The sequence below is a fragment of the Labrenzia sp. THAF82 genome (assembly GCF_009363435.1).
Classification (GTDB): domain Bacteria; phylum Pseudomonadota; class Alphaproteobacteria; order Rhizobiales; family Stappiaceae; genus Roseibium; species Roseibium porphyridii.
In genome coordinates this window covers 3018057-3032459 of record NZ_CP045354.1, presented here as the reverse complement: position 1 = coordinate 3032459, position 14403 = coordinate 3018057, and the positions used below count along the sequence as shown (strand labels likewise).

Sequence of the window (14403 nt, the reverse complement as noted above, 5' to 3'; positions counted from 1 at the left end):
GTTCTCACCCATCTATGCAGGCCAATATGCTTAAGCCGGTTTCCCGGCACCTGCAGTCTCGGACAGGGCAATCCGGCGGCGAACCGCCGGATCTATTCGATCTTGCGATCGAAATTTCACTTCAATCCGGCAGACCCGGATTATTCGCCGGCAACGCTTGCCAGATCGATCTTCACGCCCGGGCCCATTGTCGAGGACACCGCAATACGCTTCAGATAAGAACCTTTTGCACCTGACGGCTTGGCCTTCTGAACGGCATCCACCAGAGCCTTGACGTTCTGGGAGATGGCCTCTTCGGAGAAGGACACTTTGCCAACACCTGCGTGCACGATACCGGCCTTTTCAACACGGAACTGCACAGCGCCACCTTTGGCGTCGTTGACAGCCGCGGTAACGTCCGGCGTCACGGTGCCGACTTTCGGGTTCGGCATCAGACCGCGCGGGCCGAGAACCTTACCAAGACGGCCGACAAGCGGCATCATGTCAGGGGTCGCAATGCAGCGGTCGAAATCGATCTTGCCGCCCTGGACTTCCTGAACCAGCTCTTCAGCGCCAACAATGTCTGCGCCTGCAGCTTTTGCTTCGTCAGCCTTGTCGCCACGCGCAAAAACAGCAACCTTGACGTTCTTGCCTGTTCCGTTCGGCAGAACGCACACGCCGCGAACCATCTGGTCAGCATGGCGCGGGTCAACACCGAGATTGATCGCAACTTCGACGGTCTCGTCGAATTTGGTCTTGGACCGACCCTTGACCAGGCTAACGGCCTCGCCGAGCGGGTAGAGCTTGTTCCGGTCGATGCCTTCACGCGCTTCTTTGGTACGCTTTCCAACCTTCGCCATGATCTTACCCCTTTACCTCAAGGCCCATGGAACGGGCGGAGCCTTCAACCATCAGCATTGCTGCATCGACGTCGTTGGCGTTCAGGTCCTTCATCTTGGCTTCTGCGATTTCCTTGACCTGATCGCGGGTCACGGAACCGACAGTGCCGCGTCCTGGGGTCTGGGACCCCTTCTGCAGCTTGGCAGCCTTCTTCAGGAAGAAGCTGACGGGAGCCGTCTTGACTTCGAACGTGAAGGACTTGTCAGAGTAATATGTAATCACGGTCGGGCACGGAGCACCCTTTTCAACATCCTGAGTCTGCGCGTTGAACGCCTTGCAGAATTCCATGATGTTCAGACCACGCTGACCGAGCGCCGGACCAATGGGCGGCGACGGAGTAGCGGAACCTGCCGGCACCTGAAGCTTCAGGAAGCCTTCAATTTTTTTCGCCATTTTTCTCTCCTGTCATGTGCAACCGAACGGCAATCCGGCTGCATGGGAGTTGGTGGTCCGGCCCTTTGTCATTGCCCGGCGAAGAGCAATGGAACCTTCCACCTATTTTATCCCGGAACGTTCGCCAAATTCGACGATTACCACCGGGCACTCACGCCCTCCTGCCGGAGGGCAACCAGTCAGAGCTTGTCGACCTGACCGAATTCCAGTTCAACGGGCGTTGCACGACCGAAGATGGACACTGCCACCTTGAGACGCGCGCGCTCGTCATCAACTTCTTCGACAAGACCGGAGAACGACGCAAACGGCCCATCGGACACACGCACCTGCTCGCCAACTTCAAAGCTGATAGAGGGCTTGGGACGATCAACGCCCTCCTGCACCTGATTGATGATCCGCAAAGCTTCTTTTTCCGGAATCGGCATCGGCTTTTGGTCCGCGCCCAGGAAACCGGTAACTTTCGGAGTGTCCTTGATGAGGTGGAATGCCTCGTTGGTCATTTCCATCTTTACAAGCACATAGCCCGGGAAAAACTTGCGCTCGGCATCGACCTTGCGGCCCCGACGCACTTCCACGACCTTTTCCATTGGAACGAGGATTTCCTCAAACAGATCGGTGAGACCTTTCTGCTCGGCCTTCTCGCGAATGGAATCGGCGACCTTCTTCTCGAAATTGGAATAGGCGTGCACAATGTACCAGCGCTTGGCCATGGTTCTTCAGTTCCGTTTCTTGTTCTTGTCTGCAAACCGGACGGCCGGTCTTACTCAATTAGCCGCCGACACCCAGCAAAAAGCCGATCCCCAGGCTCATCAACTGGTCCGCGATGAGGAAGAAGATCGAGGCGATCATCACCATGACAAACACCATGGCAGTGGTCACAGCGGTCTCGCGGCGCGTCGGCCAAGTCACCTTGGACGTCTCGGCGCGCACTTCCTGGATAAATTTAAAGGGATTGGTCTTCGCCATTCCGATTCCGGTCTGTTAAATACGAGTGGGCGCGCGGAAAATCTCCGCGCGCCTCACTCGAGGAAACTCTTTAAGCCCTCGAGGCCGATTAATCAAGAGCAAATTGGCAGGGGCAGCAGGGTTCGAACCCGCGACCTACGGTTTTGGAGACCGTCGCTCTACCAGCTGAGCTATACCCCTTCATTGGAACCGCCTGCGCGATCCCTGCTCCTGATACCCTCTGAGGCCGCTCACAGCAACACTTAAGAGGGCAAACCGCCGGGCACAAGCCCGGCGGTCCAAATTCATCTTATTCGATGATTGAAGCGACGACGCCTGCGCCGACGGTACGGCCACCTTCGCGGATCGCGAAGCGCAGGCCTTCTTCCATGGCGATCGGCACGATCAGCTCAACGTCAACGGAAACGTTGTCGCCAGGCATAACCATTTCAGTGCCTTCCGGAAGGGAAACAACACCGGTCACATCAGTCGTACGGAAGTAGAACTGAGGACGGTAGTTGGTGAAGAACGGCGTATGACGGCCACCCTCTTCCTTCGTCAGAATGTAGGCCTCTGCCTTGAACTTCGTGTGCGGGGTAACAGAACCCGGCTTACAAAGAACCTGGCCACGCTCAACGTCTTCACGGCCAACACCGCGGATCAGAGCACCGATGTTGTCGCCGGCTTCACCGCTGTCCAGCAGCTTGCGGAACATTTCAACGCCGGTAACCGTCGTCTTCTGGGTGTCCTTGATGCCGACGATCTCGACTTCTTCACCCACGTTGATCACACCGCGCTCAACACGACCGGTCACAACAGTACCGCGGCCGGAGATCGAGAACACGTCTTCGATCGGCATCAGGAACGGCTGATCCTTCGGACGCTCTGGCGTTGGGATGTATTCGTCAACCTGATTCATCAGCTCACGGATCGCGTCACGGCCAATCGCCGCATCGCGGTTCTCAACAGCTGCAAGCGCGGAACCCTTGACGATCGGAATGTCGTCGCCCGGGAACTCGTAAGAAGACAGAAGCTCACGGATTTCCATCTCGACAAGCTCAAGAAGCTCTTCGTCGTCGACCTGGTCAACCTTGTTCATGAAAACAACAAGAGCCGGAACGCCAACCTGACGGGCAAGCAGAATGTGCTCGCGGGTCTGCGGCATCGGGCCGTCTGCGGAAGACACAACCAGGATACCGCCATCCATCTGAGCAGCACCGGTAATCATGTTCTTCACGTAATCGGCGTGACCAGGGCAGTCAACGTGGGCGTAGTGACGGGCGTCCGTCTCATACTCAACGTGAGCCGTGGAGATCGTGATACCGCGAGCCTTCTCTTCAGGCGCACCGTCAATCTCGTCATAAGCTTTTGCTTCGGCACCACCTGCTTCTGCAAGCGTCATGGTGATCGCAGCGGTCAGCGTCGTCTTGCCATGGTCAACGTGGCCAATCGTGCCAATGTTAACGTGCGGCTTGTTGCGCTCAAATTTTTCCTTCGCCATCGGCGTCGCTCTCTGTCCAATACTCGGTTCATCGATAAAGGCTCGAGTCGGGCCGCATTCCGGCGCCTTGGACAGATCCGCGTGCGACGAACTACTTCCCGTAGAACTTTTCTGTCAGGATTTCCGGGCGAAAGAGCCTTCCGTCCCGGACACTCCGATCAGCACCCATGATGGAGCGGGTGAAGGGAATCGAACCCTCGTCGTCAGCTTGGAAGGCTGCTGCTCTACCATTGAGCTACACCCGCACAACGAGAGAAACAGAAACGATGGTGGAGGAGGTTGGATTCGAACCAACGTAGGCATAGCCAACGGATTTACAGTCCGTCCCCTTTAGCCACTCGGGCACTCCTCCATCTCGTCCTGCTTCACGCCGAAGCGATCAGGATGGCTTGACCGGAGAGCCCACCCGAAGGGGCGAGCAATCCCGTGGCGCGTGTTATGCAGATGAGGACCTGCCCTGTCAACGCCGATTTTGCAAAGAAATGAACAAAATCAGGATGACGCGCGAAACAGTTGCCTCACGCGCAGTCCATCGGCCTAGCCACCTATCCAAAAAGTGTGCCTCAGCTTGGCCATTTTGTCACGATTTGCCTTTGGTTTTCACGCTCTTGCGCTCCTGCAGGCTCTCCCCCTGTGGACAACTGCGGAGCGTCAGGCAGTGGGGCGCATATGGCAGCAAAGGTGGTTTTCAACGATTTCAATGCGCCTCTGGTAGACGCGAGGTGATCAAAATAGGAGTTGCAGCGCACAAACGGTTTGTTGTAGCTACAACAAATGACTGATCCGCTTGACGACATAGACCTGATGCATATGGGCCGGATGTGCTTCGGCCACGCAGCAAGGCGCACCGCAAATCTGCTGACCCGGCATTATAATCGACACTTGGCGGCACTCGGTTTGGAACTCACCCAGGCACAATTGCTGGCGGCGATTGCCGAGGGCTCCGCCGCATCTGCGTCGGAAATTGCAAGATTTCTCGGGATTGATCGCTCCACGCTTGCCCGAAACCTGAAACCGCTCGAAACCGCAGGCCTGATTACAAGGCAGGATAAGGGTGGACGCCGAGTTCTACCGGTTCTCACGTCCGCGGGTAGGCGCAAGGTGATCGAGATCCATCAAACGTGGCTCAAGGCCCAAGCCGAGATCAGCGACCTTCTAGGCCCTGACGGTGCTCAAGCCGTGCGCAGCCAAATGTCCGCGCTGCGCAAGGCCGTTCACATCCTTAGCGGTGAAATGGACACCGACGCGCAGAACCGTGCTGGACAGCCCCCGCAAACAACTTCTTCAAAATCGGGACAACAATCATGAGTGACTCTGAGTCTTTTACTGAAAACGGAAAAACACATGAGCTCGGCGCCCTGCCCAAAAAGGCCTTTCATGAGATGACCGGCCTCGACATTTTCGAGCGCATGATGGCCGGAGACCTTCCCGCGCCACCGATCATGGTGCACTCCAATATCCGTATGAAGGAATTCTCTGAAGGGCGCGCTGTTTTCACCGGCCAACCGGCGAAAGAATTCCTCAATCCCCTAGGCACTGTTCATGGCGGCTGGATTTCCACGCTGATTGACACAGCCCTTTCCTGCGCGGTCCACACGACGCTGCAGCCCGGCGAGTTTTATACGACCACATCGCTCAACGTGAACATGGTGCGTCCACTCCAAGCCCATAGCGGCGAGGTCATATGCGAAGGCCGCATCGTTCACCGCGGTTCACGACTGGCAACGTCCGAAGGCGACCTGCGCGATGCAAGCGGCAAACTGATCGCCCATGGCACGGTCAGTTGCATGATCATGAAACCATCCTGAACAACGGCTTTCTGTCTGTTGAAGAGCCGAAAGCCACCTCTTTCCCTTTGGGCTATTTGACGCTAGAGCTGCGCTATGACGGAAAACACCAAATCATCGCGCTTCAAATCGGGTAGAGGCAAGCCGGGCAGTCCCTTTAGAAAGGGGTCGGGCAAACCTGCCCCGCGCCGCCCAGGCCTACCGCCGGAAGGTCCCGTGCTGCTCTATGGTCTCCACACAGTGGAAGCGGCATTTGCCAACAAGGACCGCAAGCGGTTGAAGCTCTTTGCGACGGAAAACGCACAACGCCGCCTGGAGGAACGCGGCGTCAAGATCGATGTGACGGTGGAAACTATGATGCCACGCGCACTCGATCGCATGGTCACCAAGGATGCCGTCCACCAGGGCATGATCTTGGAGGCCGATCCCCTGCCCGCCTATGGAGCGGAGCACCTCAAAGGTGCGCGGCTGATTCTGGCACTCGATCAGGTCACCGACCCTCATAATGTCGGCGCGATCTTAAGGTCGGCGGTTGCGCTTGACGCCGATGCGGTCGTTACCACCGAACGCCATGCCCCCGAAGAAGGCTCTGTTCTTGCCAAATCCGCCTCCGGCGCGCTGGACATGATCAAGCATGTCAGGGTGAAGAACATGGCCCGCTTCGTTGCAGAAATGCAGGATCAGGGATTTTCCTGCGTTGCTTTGGACAGCGACGGCCCGGCGAGCCTGGAAGAGACGCCCTTTACCGACAAGACCGTTCTGGTTCTGGGATCGGAGGGCAAAGGCGTGCGCCAGGGTGTGCGTGAAGCCTGTGGCCTGACAGCACGTCTCGATATGCCGGGAGAAATCCGCTCCCTGAACGTCTCCAACGCAGCCGTGCTGTCGCTATACGTCGCGCGCATGAAGATGGGTCTCTAGGCAACAAGCCTTGAATGCTGTCTGCCCAAGAAGGTGTCCGGTCTATCACCAGCTAGTCCTGCTTCGACGCTGAAGCGAAGGCAAGGCAGCCTTCGCCTCTTTCAAAGTTTTCAGGAAACGCCGGCTTCGACGGTTGGCCCCCTCAATCCTTCTCAACACCGCGCAAATGAAATTCATTCTGCGATGTCAGCCGCACCGCTCGCACCACGGTGTCCGCGCCAGTTGCCGGCGCGCGTCAGGAAGGGAGCAAGGATCAGGCTCAGGAAAAGTGTCGGCGCGAGCACCATAAGACCGGTGCGAATGCCGTAGGCATCGGCAACCGGACCAATCGTCAACGGCCCGAGCAGAAATCCCAACAACGCGATAAAGGAGAGAATGGCAACATTCGAGGCCGCGCTTGTTCCCGGGGCTGCTGACGCGGCAGAGACACCCAACGGAAACGCAAGCGCAGCACCAATACCAAGAATACCAAGCCCCAGAAGCGCTACCGGTACGCCCGGCGCTACCCAGATGATACCCAGGCCAACCAGACCGACCGACGCAAGGATCTGGCCTAGCCTGCCAGGCTCTGCCACTTGGCGAAGCCTGTCACCCAGGAGACGCGTTGACGCAAGACAGAGAGAAAAGACGGAAATACCGAGACCGGCCAGACCCGGGCTCGCAGCAAACGCATCTCGCAGGAACACTGCCGCCCAGTCCGCAATGGCGCCTTCGACGATTGTTGTGCCGAACGTAAAAACACAGACGCCAAGCAACAAAGGGTGCGGCATTCGAAAACCAACCGCATGATCCTCCGCGCTGGCTGGCGCTTCGGCAACCGGCATCTTAAGCGTCGATGGCAACACCAGCGCTTCAACCACAAGGGCAATCGCCAGTCCGGCGATCAACGGCGACCACCCCAGGCCTGCAACCGCCGACCCGATCAGCGTTCCGGTCAACAATCCGAAACTCCAACACCCGTGGGCAACGCTCATGACCTTGCCGCCAGTGTCCTTTTCATATTCGTCGGCAAGTACGTTCAGACCCAATTCCAATAGGGATAGGGAACTGCCCATGCAGGCAAGTGCTGCCATCAAGAGCCATTGTGACGTCGCCATGAACGGCAAAAGCATGACAAGCAGAAATACCGGATAAAGCACCAGCGTAATCCGCCGAGCACCCAGCCAGTTGGCAATACGTCCGGCAAAAAGCAGCGTTGTCAGCGTCCCGATCGGAGCACCAATCAGAGCGAAGGCAAGCTCGCTGTTGCTAAGACCCAGTGTCGTCTGAATGCCAGGAATATGCGGCAACCACGCACCAAGCGCGATTGGCTGTAGAAAAAAGATCAGGCAGATGCGCTGTGCCCGCGTCATGTAATCCCTGTTCGAAGAAGACTGGTCGCACCACGATAACCTTTACCCGGCGCGACTCATTTTGGGTTGTCGATGAACAGCATTACACGAATTTCGCCGGGTTCGGCAGGTATCCGCTTATCGTCCTGTTCCGGGGGGACCTTTTCGAGTCTGCGCCGGTCCTTCGTAAGGGGCAAATGTTTTGAGCTCGGATACATTGAATCCGCCAGGGCACCCGGATGCGATATAGTCGAAATAGATCGCCCGGCCGCGAATAGCCCTGCTTTTGTCTGCTTCGAAAAAGAGGCCGTAGCAGGCATTGTTACAATAAAAGAGGCTTCCCTCCTCGGCCCCGACCCGCCGCGCTGTACCGTTTGTCTGGAGCACCTGTTCGCCCTGGAGCATACCCGTCATGACGTGACAGACATCGCCGCCATATGAGTTCCGGCTGCTGTCCTTGATGGCAAATCGGATGGGAATGCCGGTGATTTCCTTGCCGGTACGATCCACGCGGTGAAGCCAACGGTCGCGCGCAAAATTCTGCGGGCGTCCGGAAAGACAATTGAGCACATCCCAATCGGAAGTGGTCTTTACGTTGTAAAAGTAATCTCCGGTCTCGTCTTTCATGCCACGGCAGGTATCAAGAGCATTCTCAACCCCATTCGCTTTGTCGAACCATCCAAGCGCCAGGATCGGAAACCCGTCCATCGCATAGCCGATCGGTTTCTTGTCCACCTCGACCCATGTTTTGCCGAGGTCCTCAATCAGGCATTTGGGTGCAATGTGGTAATGATAGTCGTCTCCTCTTCCCGCGTGGCCGCCACAGACATCCAGTTCGCCAGCCTCAAAAGCGCTGGGGCGCTTGCCGGTCGACCGATTCACCGGCCCCTGCGTGCTCGGATCAAAGATCGGAACACCATTGACGGCAACACCCACCGGACCTGCCTCTGTTTTTGTCGGCCGGTTTGACAATTGCGGCGTCAAAAGGATTTCGAACTCATAATTGTGCTCGGACGGAAATTGCTGATTGGTGGCAATGATTCCCCTCATGATCGGATCGTTGACGTTTGGCAGCCCTTTAGATGAAAACCGCGCCTTGCCGCCTGAACAGGTCAGCGTCTCAACCTCCTTGGTGTAGCAGGCCTCGTCGCATTTGCAGGTCTTGATATCGTGAGCTTTTGATGTTGGCGAAAAGCCGAGTGACGCAAAGACGATTGCAGCGGTCAAACCCATTGGTTTTGCAAAATTCATTTGTGCATTCCCGATAAAGCCCACGACATTTGGCATAACACAGCACCCGGACAGACCGCAGAGTGAATTTGTAATAGACTGTAACCGGCCCTGAAACAGATTTATCCACAGTCTCGGAGCAAATATCTCTGCTTTTCTAGGGCGTTAGAAAGCTTTTTGAGGCCTTGAATTGAATTTTTGCCACAAGGGCATGGACAAGCGCCGCCAATCTGGTAGAAGCCATTCCCGGCGCCGGTATAGCTCAGTTGGTAGAGCACGTGATTTGTAATCTCGGGGTCGCGGGTTCGAATCCTGCTGCCGGCACCAGTTTTCCCTCTAAAGCAAATCTGTTTGATACGGTGCCAGCGCCCACGTACTCCATCGTGGTGTGCCGAAGCCGAGGTTGTCCTACTTCCGTGCGACGGTTCGCCAGAAAACAATCAGCATTCTTGAGTGTAACTTCGTGCACAAACTAATTCTTCGTTGCAGGCACGTTGTTGCAACTCACATGGCCAGAATTTTTTGCTGGTGTACCGAACACGTTCGGCTTCAAAATCCTCGACGTAACGACTACTCGGCACTGGAAACTTCTAAGGTCTTGTGTTCGGTCGGCTCAACTAACGCCTCAGGAACTGTTCAATTGGGATAAAGATTGAGCTTCCCGGTGACATGATCGCAGCGGCGGGTTGTGTCGCCAAAACGATTTCGGCACCTTCCGGATTCTCAAAGGTGCATGGCAGCGAGCCATGACTATTTGAGACAGTTACTTCGTACACATCCACAAGAACCACATAGTTTCGTAGTTCTTCAAAGTCGGAAACAACTATGTAAGGCTGACCACTCCCTCTTTTGAAGTGAATGGTGTTTCCATCTACATCGAGTGGCATCCCGTGCACAAACTCATGTGTCATTCGCCTTGAGGCCTGACCATTCTTCAAAAGCAACTTACTCTGAGCATCATTCATCGATGGATCGTTGTGATGTTGCTTCAGTTTTTCCAGAAGGTATTCCTCTACGAGTTTCAAGGCGTTTTCAGCAACGATTCCTTGCTGCGTTTTGTAGTTTCCATCGACATTATTTGGCTTCCGTCGCGGATTTGTTAGCGCGCGAAGTTCCTCTCTGCTCAATACCCTGGCTTTGTTTTGCAATTTTGATCGGAGCAAAGCCTGACTGCGAGATTGCACCCTTTGCAAAAGTTGATGTCGGGCGAAGCTTGCAGCTCTGTTGCGACGAGAATTAGGGTTTCGACTTCCTGTTTGTGCGCCACGAACCATGAAAAACTCAAAATATTTTTGTTTGCGAGAAACGATAAAATGGAAAACATTCAAATAACGTCTTTGACTAAGTAAATCGTGTTTGCGGCCAGGACACAATAACTATCAACTTCTTATTTGTTGTTATTTTGTATGCCGCTCGTGGCTGAAAATCGTCTCCTCCGAGCAATCGCTTCGACCTAATCAAAGCAAATAGAAGAAGAGCGGGCCTTGGGCAGGTTCAACGGAATGGACTTCAACGCGAACCTCGTGCTCGGAGCCTGTTTGGCGAAGTTTTTTTCCGGCAACGATTTCCGCAGCAGACTGGGCATTTTCCGCGCGAATGATTTTCTGGCTGCCGGACACTCTCGTACCGTTGTGCAAAAGATATGTACGGAACAGTCGCAACCAGCCCTCCCTGAAAACCCAAAAGGTCGGCCATCGTGGGTTATGGAGTCTTGATCAAAATCAAAAGATGAGTATGCCCTGTGCGAAAACGAGTGACGCCTCCTTCAGGAACTTGTTCTTCTAAATGACGGCTACATGCCTAACTCTTGAAATCTATACTTAAAATGGGATTAGACGCTCTTTTTGAAACCAGTGCATATGACACTCAGAGACCTGGATAAACAAAACAAAAACGCCTCCCGAAACTTCGCGTCAGCGTTCGTTCAACCGAATGAAAATGTCAATGATTCGAGATGTGCTTGGCCAGTAAAGATGCAGTGATCAAACGCTGCCTCAATACCGAATCGATGTGGCTGCAACGTAGCTGAACGTACGGCAGCACCAACCAGATGTGATTGGAGCTGCCGCAGATTTCATTCGTGTTTCCTTTGTCAGGACCGGCCTTTCCACGGCACCAGAATTCGTTCGGCAAAACGCATCAGAATATCAATGCTGTAGCCGACAATGCCAATGAGGATGATCCCCATGATGACAATGTCCGTCAGCTGGAACTTGGACGCTGCGATGATCATCATACCCGCGCCCTTTTGAGCCGCGACAAGTTCAGCCGCAACCACCGTTCCCCAACAAACGCCCATGGCAACGCGCGCACCGGTGAAGATTTCCGGTAGGGAATTGGGCACGATGACATATTGCAGGATCTGCCGTTTGCTGGCCCCGAGGGAATACGCGGCATGAACCTTGGTGATGTTCACGCCAGAGACCCCCGCCCTTGCCGCAATTGTCATGATCCAGAGAGCTGCCAGGAACAGCAGTACGATCTTGCCGGTTTCCCAGATGCCGAACCAGATGATGACCAGTGGGATCAGAGCAAGCGGTGGCACAGGTCGCATGAATTCGACGATCGGATCGAACCAGCCGCGCACCCAACTGGACAAGCCCATCGCATAACCAAGCGGAATGCCGATAAGCGACCCAAGCAGGAAGCCCGCAACCACGCGCAAGAGCGACCAGCCAAGGTGCTCCCACAAGGTAAAGTTCTGATAGCCTTGAGAAGCAATCTCCGCAAACCGGACGACCACCGCTTCAGGTGCCGGCATCCAGATGGGTTCCATCTGCAAGCCCTTGCTTGGCTGGAAGCTTAGTGAGCCTTTCGGCGTCATGGTGACGGTGCCGTTTTCAACACTAACACTTTGACCAGCCGATATCGGTTGACCGTCGACAGCAGTTACTTCCGCGCCCTCACCGTCATTCCGCGTGACTTTCAGAAGAACAGACCGCCAGGCACCAACGGTGCCAGAATCGTTCTGGGCAAACCCGTCGGAGGCCGCGACCTCCGGCTTGTCGGCTTTCACACCAGGCTCGTGAACGATCACATCGACCGTGGCATCAGCAGATTTTCCGCTAGCGTCCGTGGCCGTATAGGTAAAGGACGTCTCTCCTACAAACGGGCCTGGAACGTGAACCGGCACCCATTTGGAGCCGGTGAAGGCACCCCAGATGAAGAAGATCACCACAATTGAAATCACGGACGCGGCCCTGTTGGGCGTGATCGCACTTTCATCACCGAAGGTAACGGTTTTCAGGCTCGTGAAGTCCTGTCCCCGTTGCAGCTTGCCGCTGAGATACCGGACGAGGAAAAAACTGGCCAGAAACAGGCCGGCGTAAATTAGGAAGACAACGGATCCGGTCATGCTGCTGTCTCCGATCTGCCCATGATTTCTTCTTCCATTTCCCAGATCATCGACAGGATTTCTTCCCGTTTTTCAGCAAAGCCTTCGCTTTTCTTGACCTCGCGCAAATCCATGTTCACGCCACGATCAGCGAAAGGAAGTCGGTATTCCTTGTGAATGCGTCCCGGCCTTGGGGCCATCACCAACAGGCGTTCCCCAAGCAGCAGCGCCTCTTCAACCGAGTGTGTGATCAGAATGACGGTCTTGCCTGTTTCTTTCCAAAGCTTCAGCACGAGACCTTGCATTTTTTCACGCGTCAGCGCGTCGAGAGCGCCAAGCGGTTCATCCATCAATATGACGTCAGGATCGTTCGCAAGGCATCTGGCGAGCGCAACACGCTGTTGCATGCCGCCGGAAAGTTCATAAACTGCCTTTTCCTTGAAGTCCTGAAGCCCAACCGTTTCCAAAAGGTGATCGACGATCTCGTCGCGCTGCTTTTTCGGCATCGACTTCATTCGCGGGCCGAAATCCACGTTCTTGCGGACGCTCATCCACTCAAACAAAGCGCCCTTTTGGAACACCATTCCCCGTTCGGCATCCGGCCCGGTCACCACGTGACCGTTCATGCGAACCTGACCGTCCGTCGGAGCGAGAAACCCGGCCAATATGTTCAACAAGGTTGTCTTGCCGCAGCCCGATGGTCCGAGAACCGACATGATTTCGCCCGTCTTCAGCTCAATGGAGACATCCTTGAGCGCCTGGACGTGCGTTCCGTTGGGCAAATCGAAACGCATGGAAATATTTTCAATATGAAGGCCATCCATAGCCGACCATCTCCTGCAGCCTGATTGAGATAAAAGAAATGGAGCGGCGACGAGCGCCGCCCCATTCAATGCAGGATACGCCAATCAGTTGGATTGTGCCGCGGCCAGATAGCTGGAATCGACCGTATCAGCATAAGTGTCCAGAGCGACCGGGATCGATCCGGCTTCCTTGAACACGTTTGCAACACCGAGCATGAAGTTCTGGACGTTGCCGTCAAGCCACTTGGCACTCAGCTTGTCTTCCATTGTCGGGAAGGTAAAGGTCGCCAGAGACTCTTCCGCCGCTGCCTCATCCATACCAGCGTCTTTTGCGATGACCTTCAGCATTTCAGCCTTCTTGTCACCGGCATTCCACATGGCGTTGGCTTCTTCGGTCACCGCGAGGAACTTGGTCAAAAGCTCGCTCTCTTCAGCCGCAAAGTTTGCCGGTGTGCTGATGCCGTCAAAAACAAGAATGCCGAGTTCTTCTTTTTCAGCACCCGTCAGAAGCACGTTGCCGTGTTCCTTCATGCGGCGCAGCGCACCGCCCCAGCCGCAAACCATGTCCAGGTTGCCCTGAGCGAATGCGGCTGCTCCGTCGGCCGGCGCCATGTCAACGATTTCCATCGTCGTGATGTCAACATCGAAATGCTTCATCTGCTCCAGAAAGCCGAAATGGGCGGCCGTTCCGATCGGAACGCCGACTTTCTTGCCTTCCAGTTCCTTGGCGTTTTCTTTTTCGATCTCGAGCGTTTCTGCGACGACACAGTTGTCGTTTTCAGAGTAGCTCACAGCGATATCTGCCAAGATCAGATCCTGTCCGGCGGAAGTCGCAACCACGAAAGGAGGCACACCCTGGCTGACGGCAATTTGCACGTCGCCGGACGCCATAGCTGCCGACATTGCCGTACCAGCGTCAAAGGACACCCATTTGACAGGCATCCCGAGTGCTTCGTCATACATACCGGTCGCCTTGGCGTACTGGAAAGGCATTGGCCATTCCAGGAAGTAAGCGACGGTCAGTTCTTCAGATTGTGCAGTTGCCGGTAGGCCACTCATGAATGCCAGTGCAGCAGCCGCGCTCAACAGTTTAGTTTTGTAGGTCATTTTATCTTCCCACTGTTCCCTCGTTATTATGCAGGCATGCAGGTGTTCCTGTCTTTTGCCGTCTCCCAGTTTGTACGGCTGGCCTGCGTTTGAAAATGGTTACGACAGAACCGCACGGTTACAATAGAAACACTCAACTGGAACTAAAGCTATTCCCGATCTGGCCCTATATGTC

The 14403-nt window shown here is 55.2% G+C and carries 15 protein-coding genes and 4 tRNA genes; 4 read left to right on the top strand and 15 right to left on the bottom strand.

Annotated elements, in window-relative coordinates; genetic code table 11:
- Nucleotides 1-140: 140 nt before the first annotated feature.
- The 8 genes from rplA to FIV00_RS14160 all read right to left on the bottom strand — a co-directional run bounded on the left by rplA (nucleotide 141) and on the right by FIV00_RS14160 (nucleotide 4070).
- Nucleotides 141-839: a 50S ribosomal protein L1 gene (gene rplA / locus FIV00_RS14195; RefSeq protein ID WP_152501360.1), complete on the bottom strand. Its 699-nt coding sequence runs from the start codon at nucleotides 837-839 to the stop codon at nucleotides 141-143.
- 4 nt (nucleotides 840-843) lie between these two features.
- Nucleotides 844-1272, bottom strand: a complete 429-nt coding sequence (rplK, locus tag FIV00_RS14190) for a 50S ribosomal protein L11 (protein ID WP_094071112.1) — start codon at nucleotides 1270-1272, stop codon at nucleotides 844-846.
- Nucleotides 1273-1451: 179 nt separating this feature from the next.
- A complete protein-coding gene (gene nusG, locus FIV00_RS14185) occupies nucleotides 1452-1982 on the bottom strand; it encodes a transcription termination/antitermination protein NusG (RefSeq protein WP_152501359.1) in 531 nt (176 codons plus the stop codon).
- Between the two features lie 58 nt (nucleotides 1983-2040).
- Nucleotides 2041-2238 carry a preprotein translocase subunit SecE gene (gene secE / locus FIV00_RS14180; protein WP_152501358.1) on the bottom strand — a complete coding sequence of 66 codons (198 nt, stop codon included), beginning with the start codon at nucleotides 2236-2238 and terminating at the stop codon, nucleotides 2041-2043.
- Nucleotides 2239-2342: 104 nt separating this feature from the next.
- Nucleotides 2343-2418, bottom strand: a tRNA-Trp gene (locus tag FIV00_RS14175).
- 109 nt (nucleotides 2419-2527) lie between these two features.
- Nucleotides 2528-3718 carry an elongation factor Tu gene (tuf, locus tag FIV00_RS14170; protein ID WP_152501357.1) on the bottom strand — a complete coding sequence of 397 codons (1191 nt, stop codon included), beginning with the start codon at nucleotides 3716-3718 and terminating at the stop codon, nucleotides 2528-2530.
- A gap of 171 nt (nucleotides 3719-3889) precedes the next feature.
- Nucleotides 3890-3963: transfer RNA gene (locus tag FIV00_RS14165), tRNA-Gly, on the bottom strand.
- A gap of 22 nt (nucleotides 3964-3985) precedes the next feature.
- Nucleotides 3986-4070, bottom strand: a tRNA-Tyr gene (locus FIV00_RS14160).
- Between the two features lie 422 nt (nucleotides 4071-4492).
- Here FIV00_RS14160 and FIV00_RS14155 point away from each other — a divergent pair.
- The 3 genes from FIV00_RS14155 (at nucleotide 4493) to FIV00_RS14145 (ending at nucleotide 6423) form a co-directional block, all read left to right on the top strand.
- Entirely contained in the window at nucleotides 4493-5026 is a 534-nt protein-coding gene (locus tag FIV00_RS14155; RefSeq protein WP_209006930.1) for a MarR family winged helix-turn-helix transcriptional regulator, read from the top strand.
- The gene (locus FIV00_RS14150; protein WP_152501356.1) at nucleotides 5023-5526 is read left to right on the top strand and encodes a PaaI family thioesterase; all 504 of its coding nucleotides are present in this window, start codon (nucleotides 5023-5025) and stop codon (nucleotides 5524-5526) included. The genes FIV00_RS14155 and FIV00_RS14150 overlap by 4 nt, the downstream gene beginning before the upstream one ends.
- 75 nt (nucleotides 5527-5601) lie before the next feature.
- Nucleotides 5602-6423 (top strand): RNA methyltransferase, encoded by an 822-nt coding sequence (locus tag FIV00_RS14145; RefSeq protein ID WP_152501355.1) that lies wholly within the window; start codon nucleotides 5602-5604, stop codon nucleotides 6421-6423.
- Nucleotides 6424-6596: 173 nt separating this feature from the next.
- Here FIV00_RS14145 and FIV00_RS14140 read toward each other — a convergent pair whose 3' ends face one another.
- Both FIV00_RS14140 and FIV00_RS14135 read right to left on the bottom strand, forming a co-directional pair.
- Nucleotides 6597-7775 (bottom strand): MFS transporter, encoded by a 1179-nt coding sequence (locus tag FIV00_RS14140; RefSeq protein WP_152501354.1) that lies wholly within the window; start codon nucleotides 7773-7775, stop codon nucleotides 6597-6599.
- Between the two features lie 117 nt (nucleotides 7776-7892).
- Nucleotides 7893-9005 (bottom strand): YHYH protein, encoded by a 1113-nt coding sequence (locus FIV00_RS14135; RefSeq protein ID WP_152501353.1) that lies wholly within the window; start codon nucleotides 9003-9005, stop codon nucleotides 7893-7895.
- A 230-nt stretch (nucleotides 9006-9235) separates the two neighbouring features.
- Between FIV00_RS14135 and FIV00_RS14130 the strand changes: the two genes are divergently transcribed.
- A tRNA-Thr gene (locus FIV00_RS14130) sits at nucleotides 9236-9311 on the top strand.
- Nucleotides 9312-9601: 290 nt separating this feature from the next.
- Here FIV00_RS14130 and FIV00_RS14125 read toward each other — a convergent pair.
- The 5 genes from FIV00_RS14125 to FIV00_RS14105 all read right to left on the bottom strand — a co-directional run bounded on the left by FIV00_RS14125 (nucleotide 9602) and on the right by FIV00_RS14105 (nucleotide 14228).
- Nucleotides 9602-10312: a hypothetical protein gene (locus FIV00_RS14125; RefSeq protein WP_152501352.1), complete on the bottom strand. Its 711-nt coding sequence runs from the start codon at nucleotides 10310-10312 to the stop codon at nucleotides 9602-9604.
- 129 nt (nucleotides 10313-10441) lie between these two features.
- On the bottom strand, nucleotides 10442-10645 hold the full coding sequence (locus tag FIV00_RS14120) for a hypothetical protein (RefSeq protein WP_152501351.1): 204 nt from the start codon (nucleotides 10643-10645) through the stop codon (nucleotides 10442-10444).
- Between the two features lie 431 nt (nucleotides 10646-11076).
- On the bottom strand, nucleotides 11077-12339 hold the full coding sequence (locus tag FIV00_RS14115; protein WP_152501350.1) for an ABC transporter permease subunit: 1263 nt from the start codon (nucleotides 12337-12339) through the stop codon (nucleotides 11077-11079).
- Complete coding sequence (locus FIV00_RS14110) at nucleotides 12336-13142, bottom strand: taurine ABC transporter ATP-binding protein (protein ID WP_152501349.1); 807 nt, start codon at nucleotides 13140-13142, stop codon at nucleotides 12336-12338. The genes FIV00_RS14115 and FIV00_RS14110 overlap by 4 nt, the downstream gene beginning before the upstream one ends.
- An 84-nt stretch (nucleotides 13143-13226) precedes the next feature.
- Nucleotides 13227-14228, bottom strand: a complete 1002-nt coding sequence (locus tag FIV00_RS14105; protein WP_152501348.1) for an ABC transporter substrate-binding protein — start codon at nucleotides 14226-14228, stop codon at nucleotides 13227-13229.
- Nucleotides 14229-14403 lie beyond the last annotated feature (175 nt).

Coding starts and splice junctions, on each gene's coding strand:
- rplA (WP_152501360.1), bottom strand. CDS start 839: ATGGCGAAGGTTGGAAAGCGTACCAAAGAAGCGCGTGAAGGCATCGAC.
- rplK (WP_094071112.1), bottom strand. CDS start 1,272: ATGGCGAAAAAAATTGAAGGCTTCCTGAAGCTTCAGGTGCCGGCAGGT.
- nusG (WP_152501359.1), bottom strand. CDS start 1,982: ATGGCCAAGCGCTGGTACATTGTGCACGCCTATTCCAATTTCGAGAAG.
- secE (WP_152501358.1), bottom strand. CDS start 2,238: ATGGCGAAGACCAATCCCTTTAAATTTATCCAGGAAGTGCGCGCCGAG.
- tuf (WP_152501357.1), bottom strand. CDS start 3,718: ATGGCGAAGGAAAAATTTGAGCGCAACAAGCCGCACGTTAACATTGGC.
- FIV00_RS14155 (WP_209006930.1), top strand. CDS start 4,493: ATGACTGATCCGCTTGACGACATAGACCTGATGCATATGGGCCGGATG.
- FIV00_RS14150 (WP_152501356.1), top strand. CDS start 5,023: ATGAGTGACTCTGAGTCTTTTACTGAAAACGGAAAAACACATGAGCTC.
- FIV00_RS14145 (WP_152501355.1), top strand. CDS start 5,602: ATGACGGAAAACACCAAATCATCGCGCTTCAAATCGGGTAGAGGCAAG.
- FIV00_RS14140 (WP_152501354.1), bottom strand. CDS start 7,775: ATGACGCGGGCACAGCGCATCTGCCTGATCTTTTTTCTACAGCCAATC.
- FIV00_RS14135 (WP_152501353.1), bottom strand. CDS start 9,005: ATGAATTTTGCAAAACCAATGGGTTTGACCGCTGCAATCGTCTTTGCG.
- FIV00_RS14115 (WP_152501350.1), bottom strand. CDS start 12,339: ATGACCGGATCCGTTGTCTTCCTAATTTACGCCGGCCTGTTTCTGGCC.
- FIV00_RS14110 (WP_152501349.1), bottom strand. CDS start 13,142: ATGGATGGCCTTCATATTGAAAATATTTCCATGCGTTTCGATTTGCCC.
- FIV00_RS14105 (WP_152501348.1), bottom strand. CDS start 14,228: ATGACCTACAAAACTAAACTGTTGAGCGCGGCTGCTGCACTGGCATTC.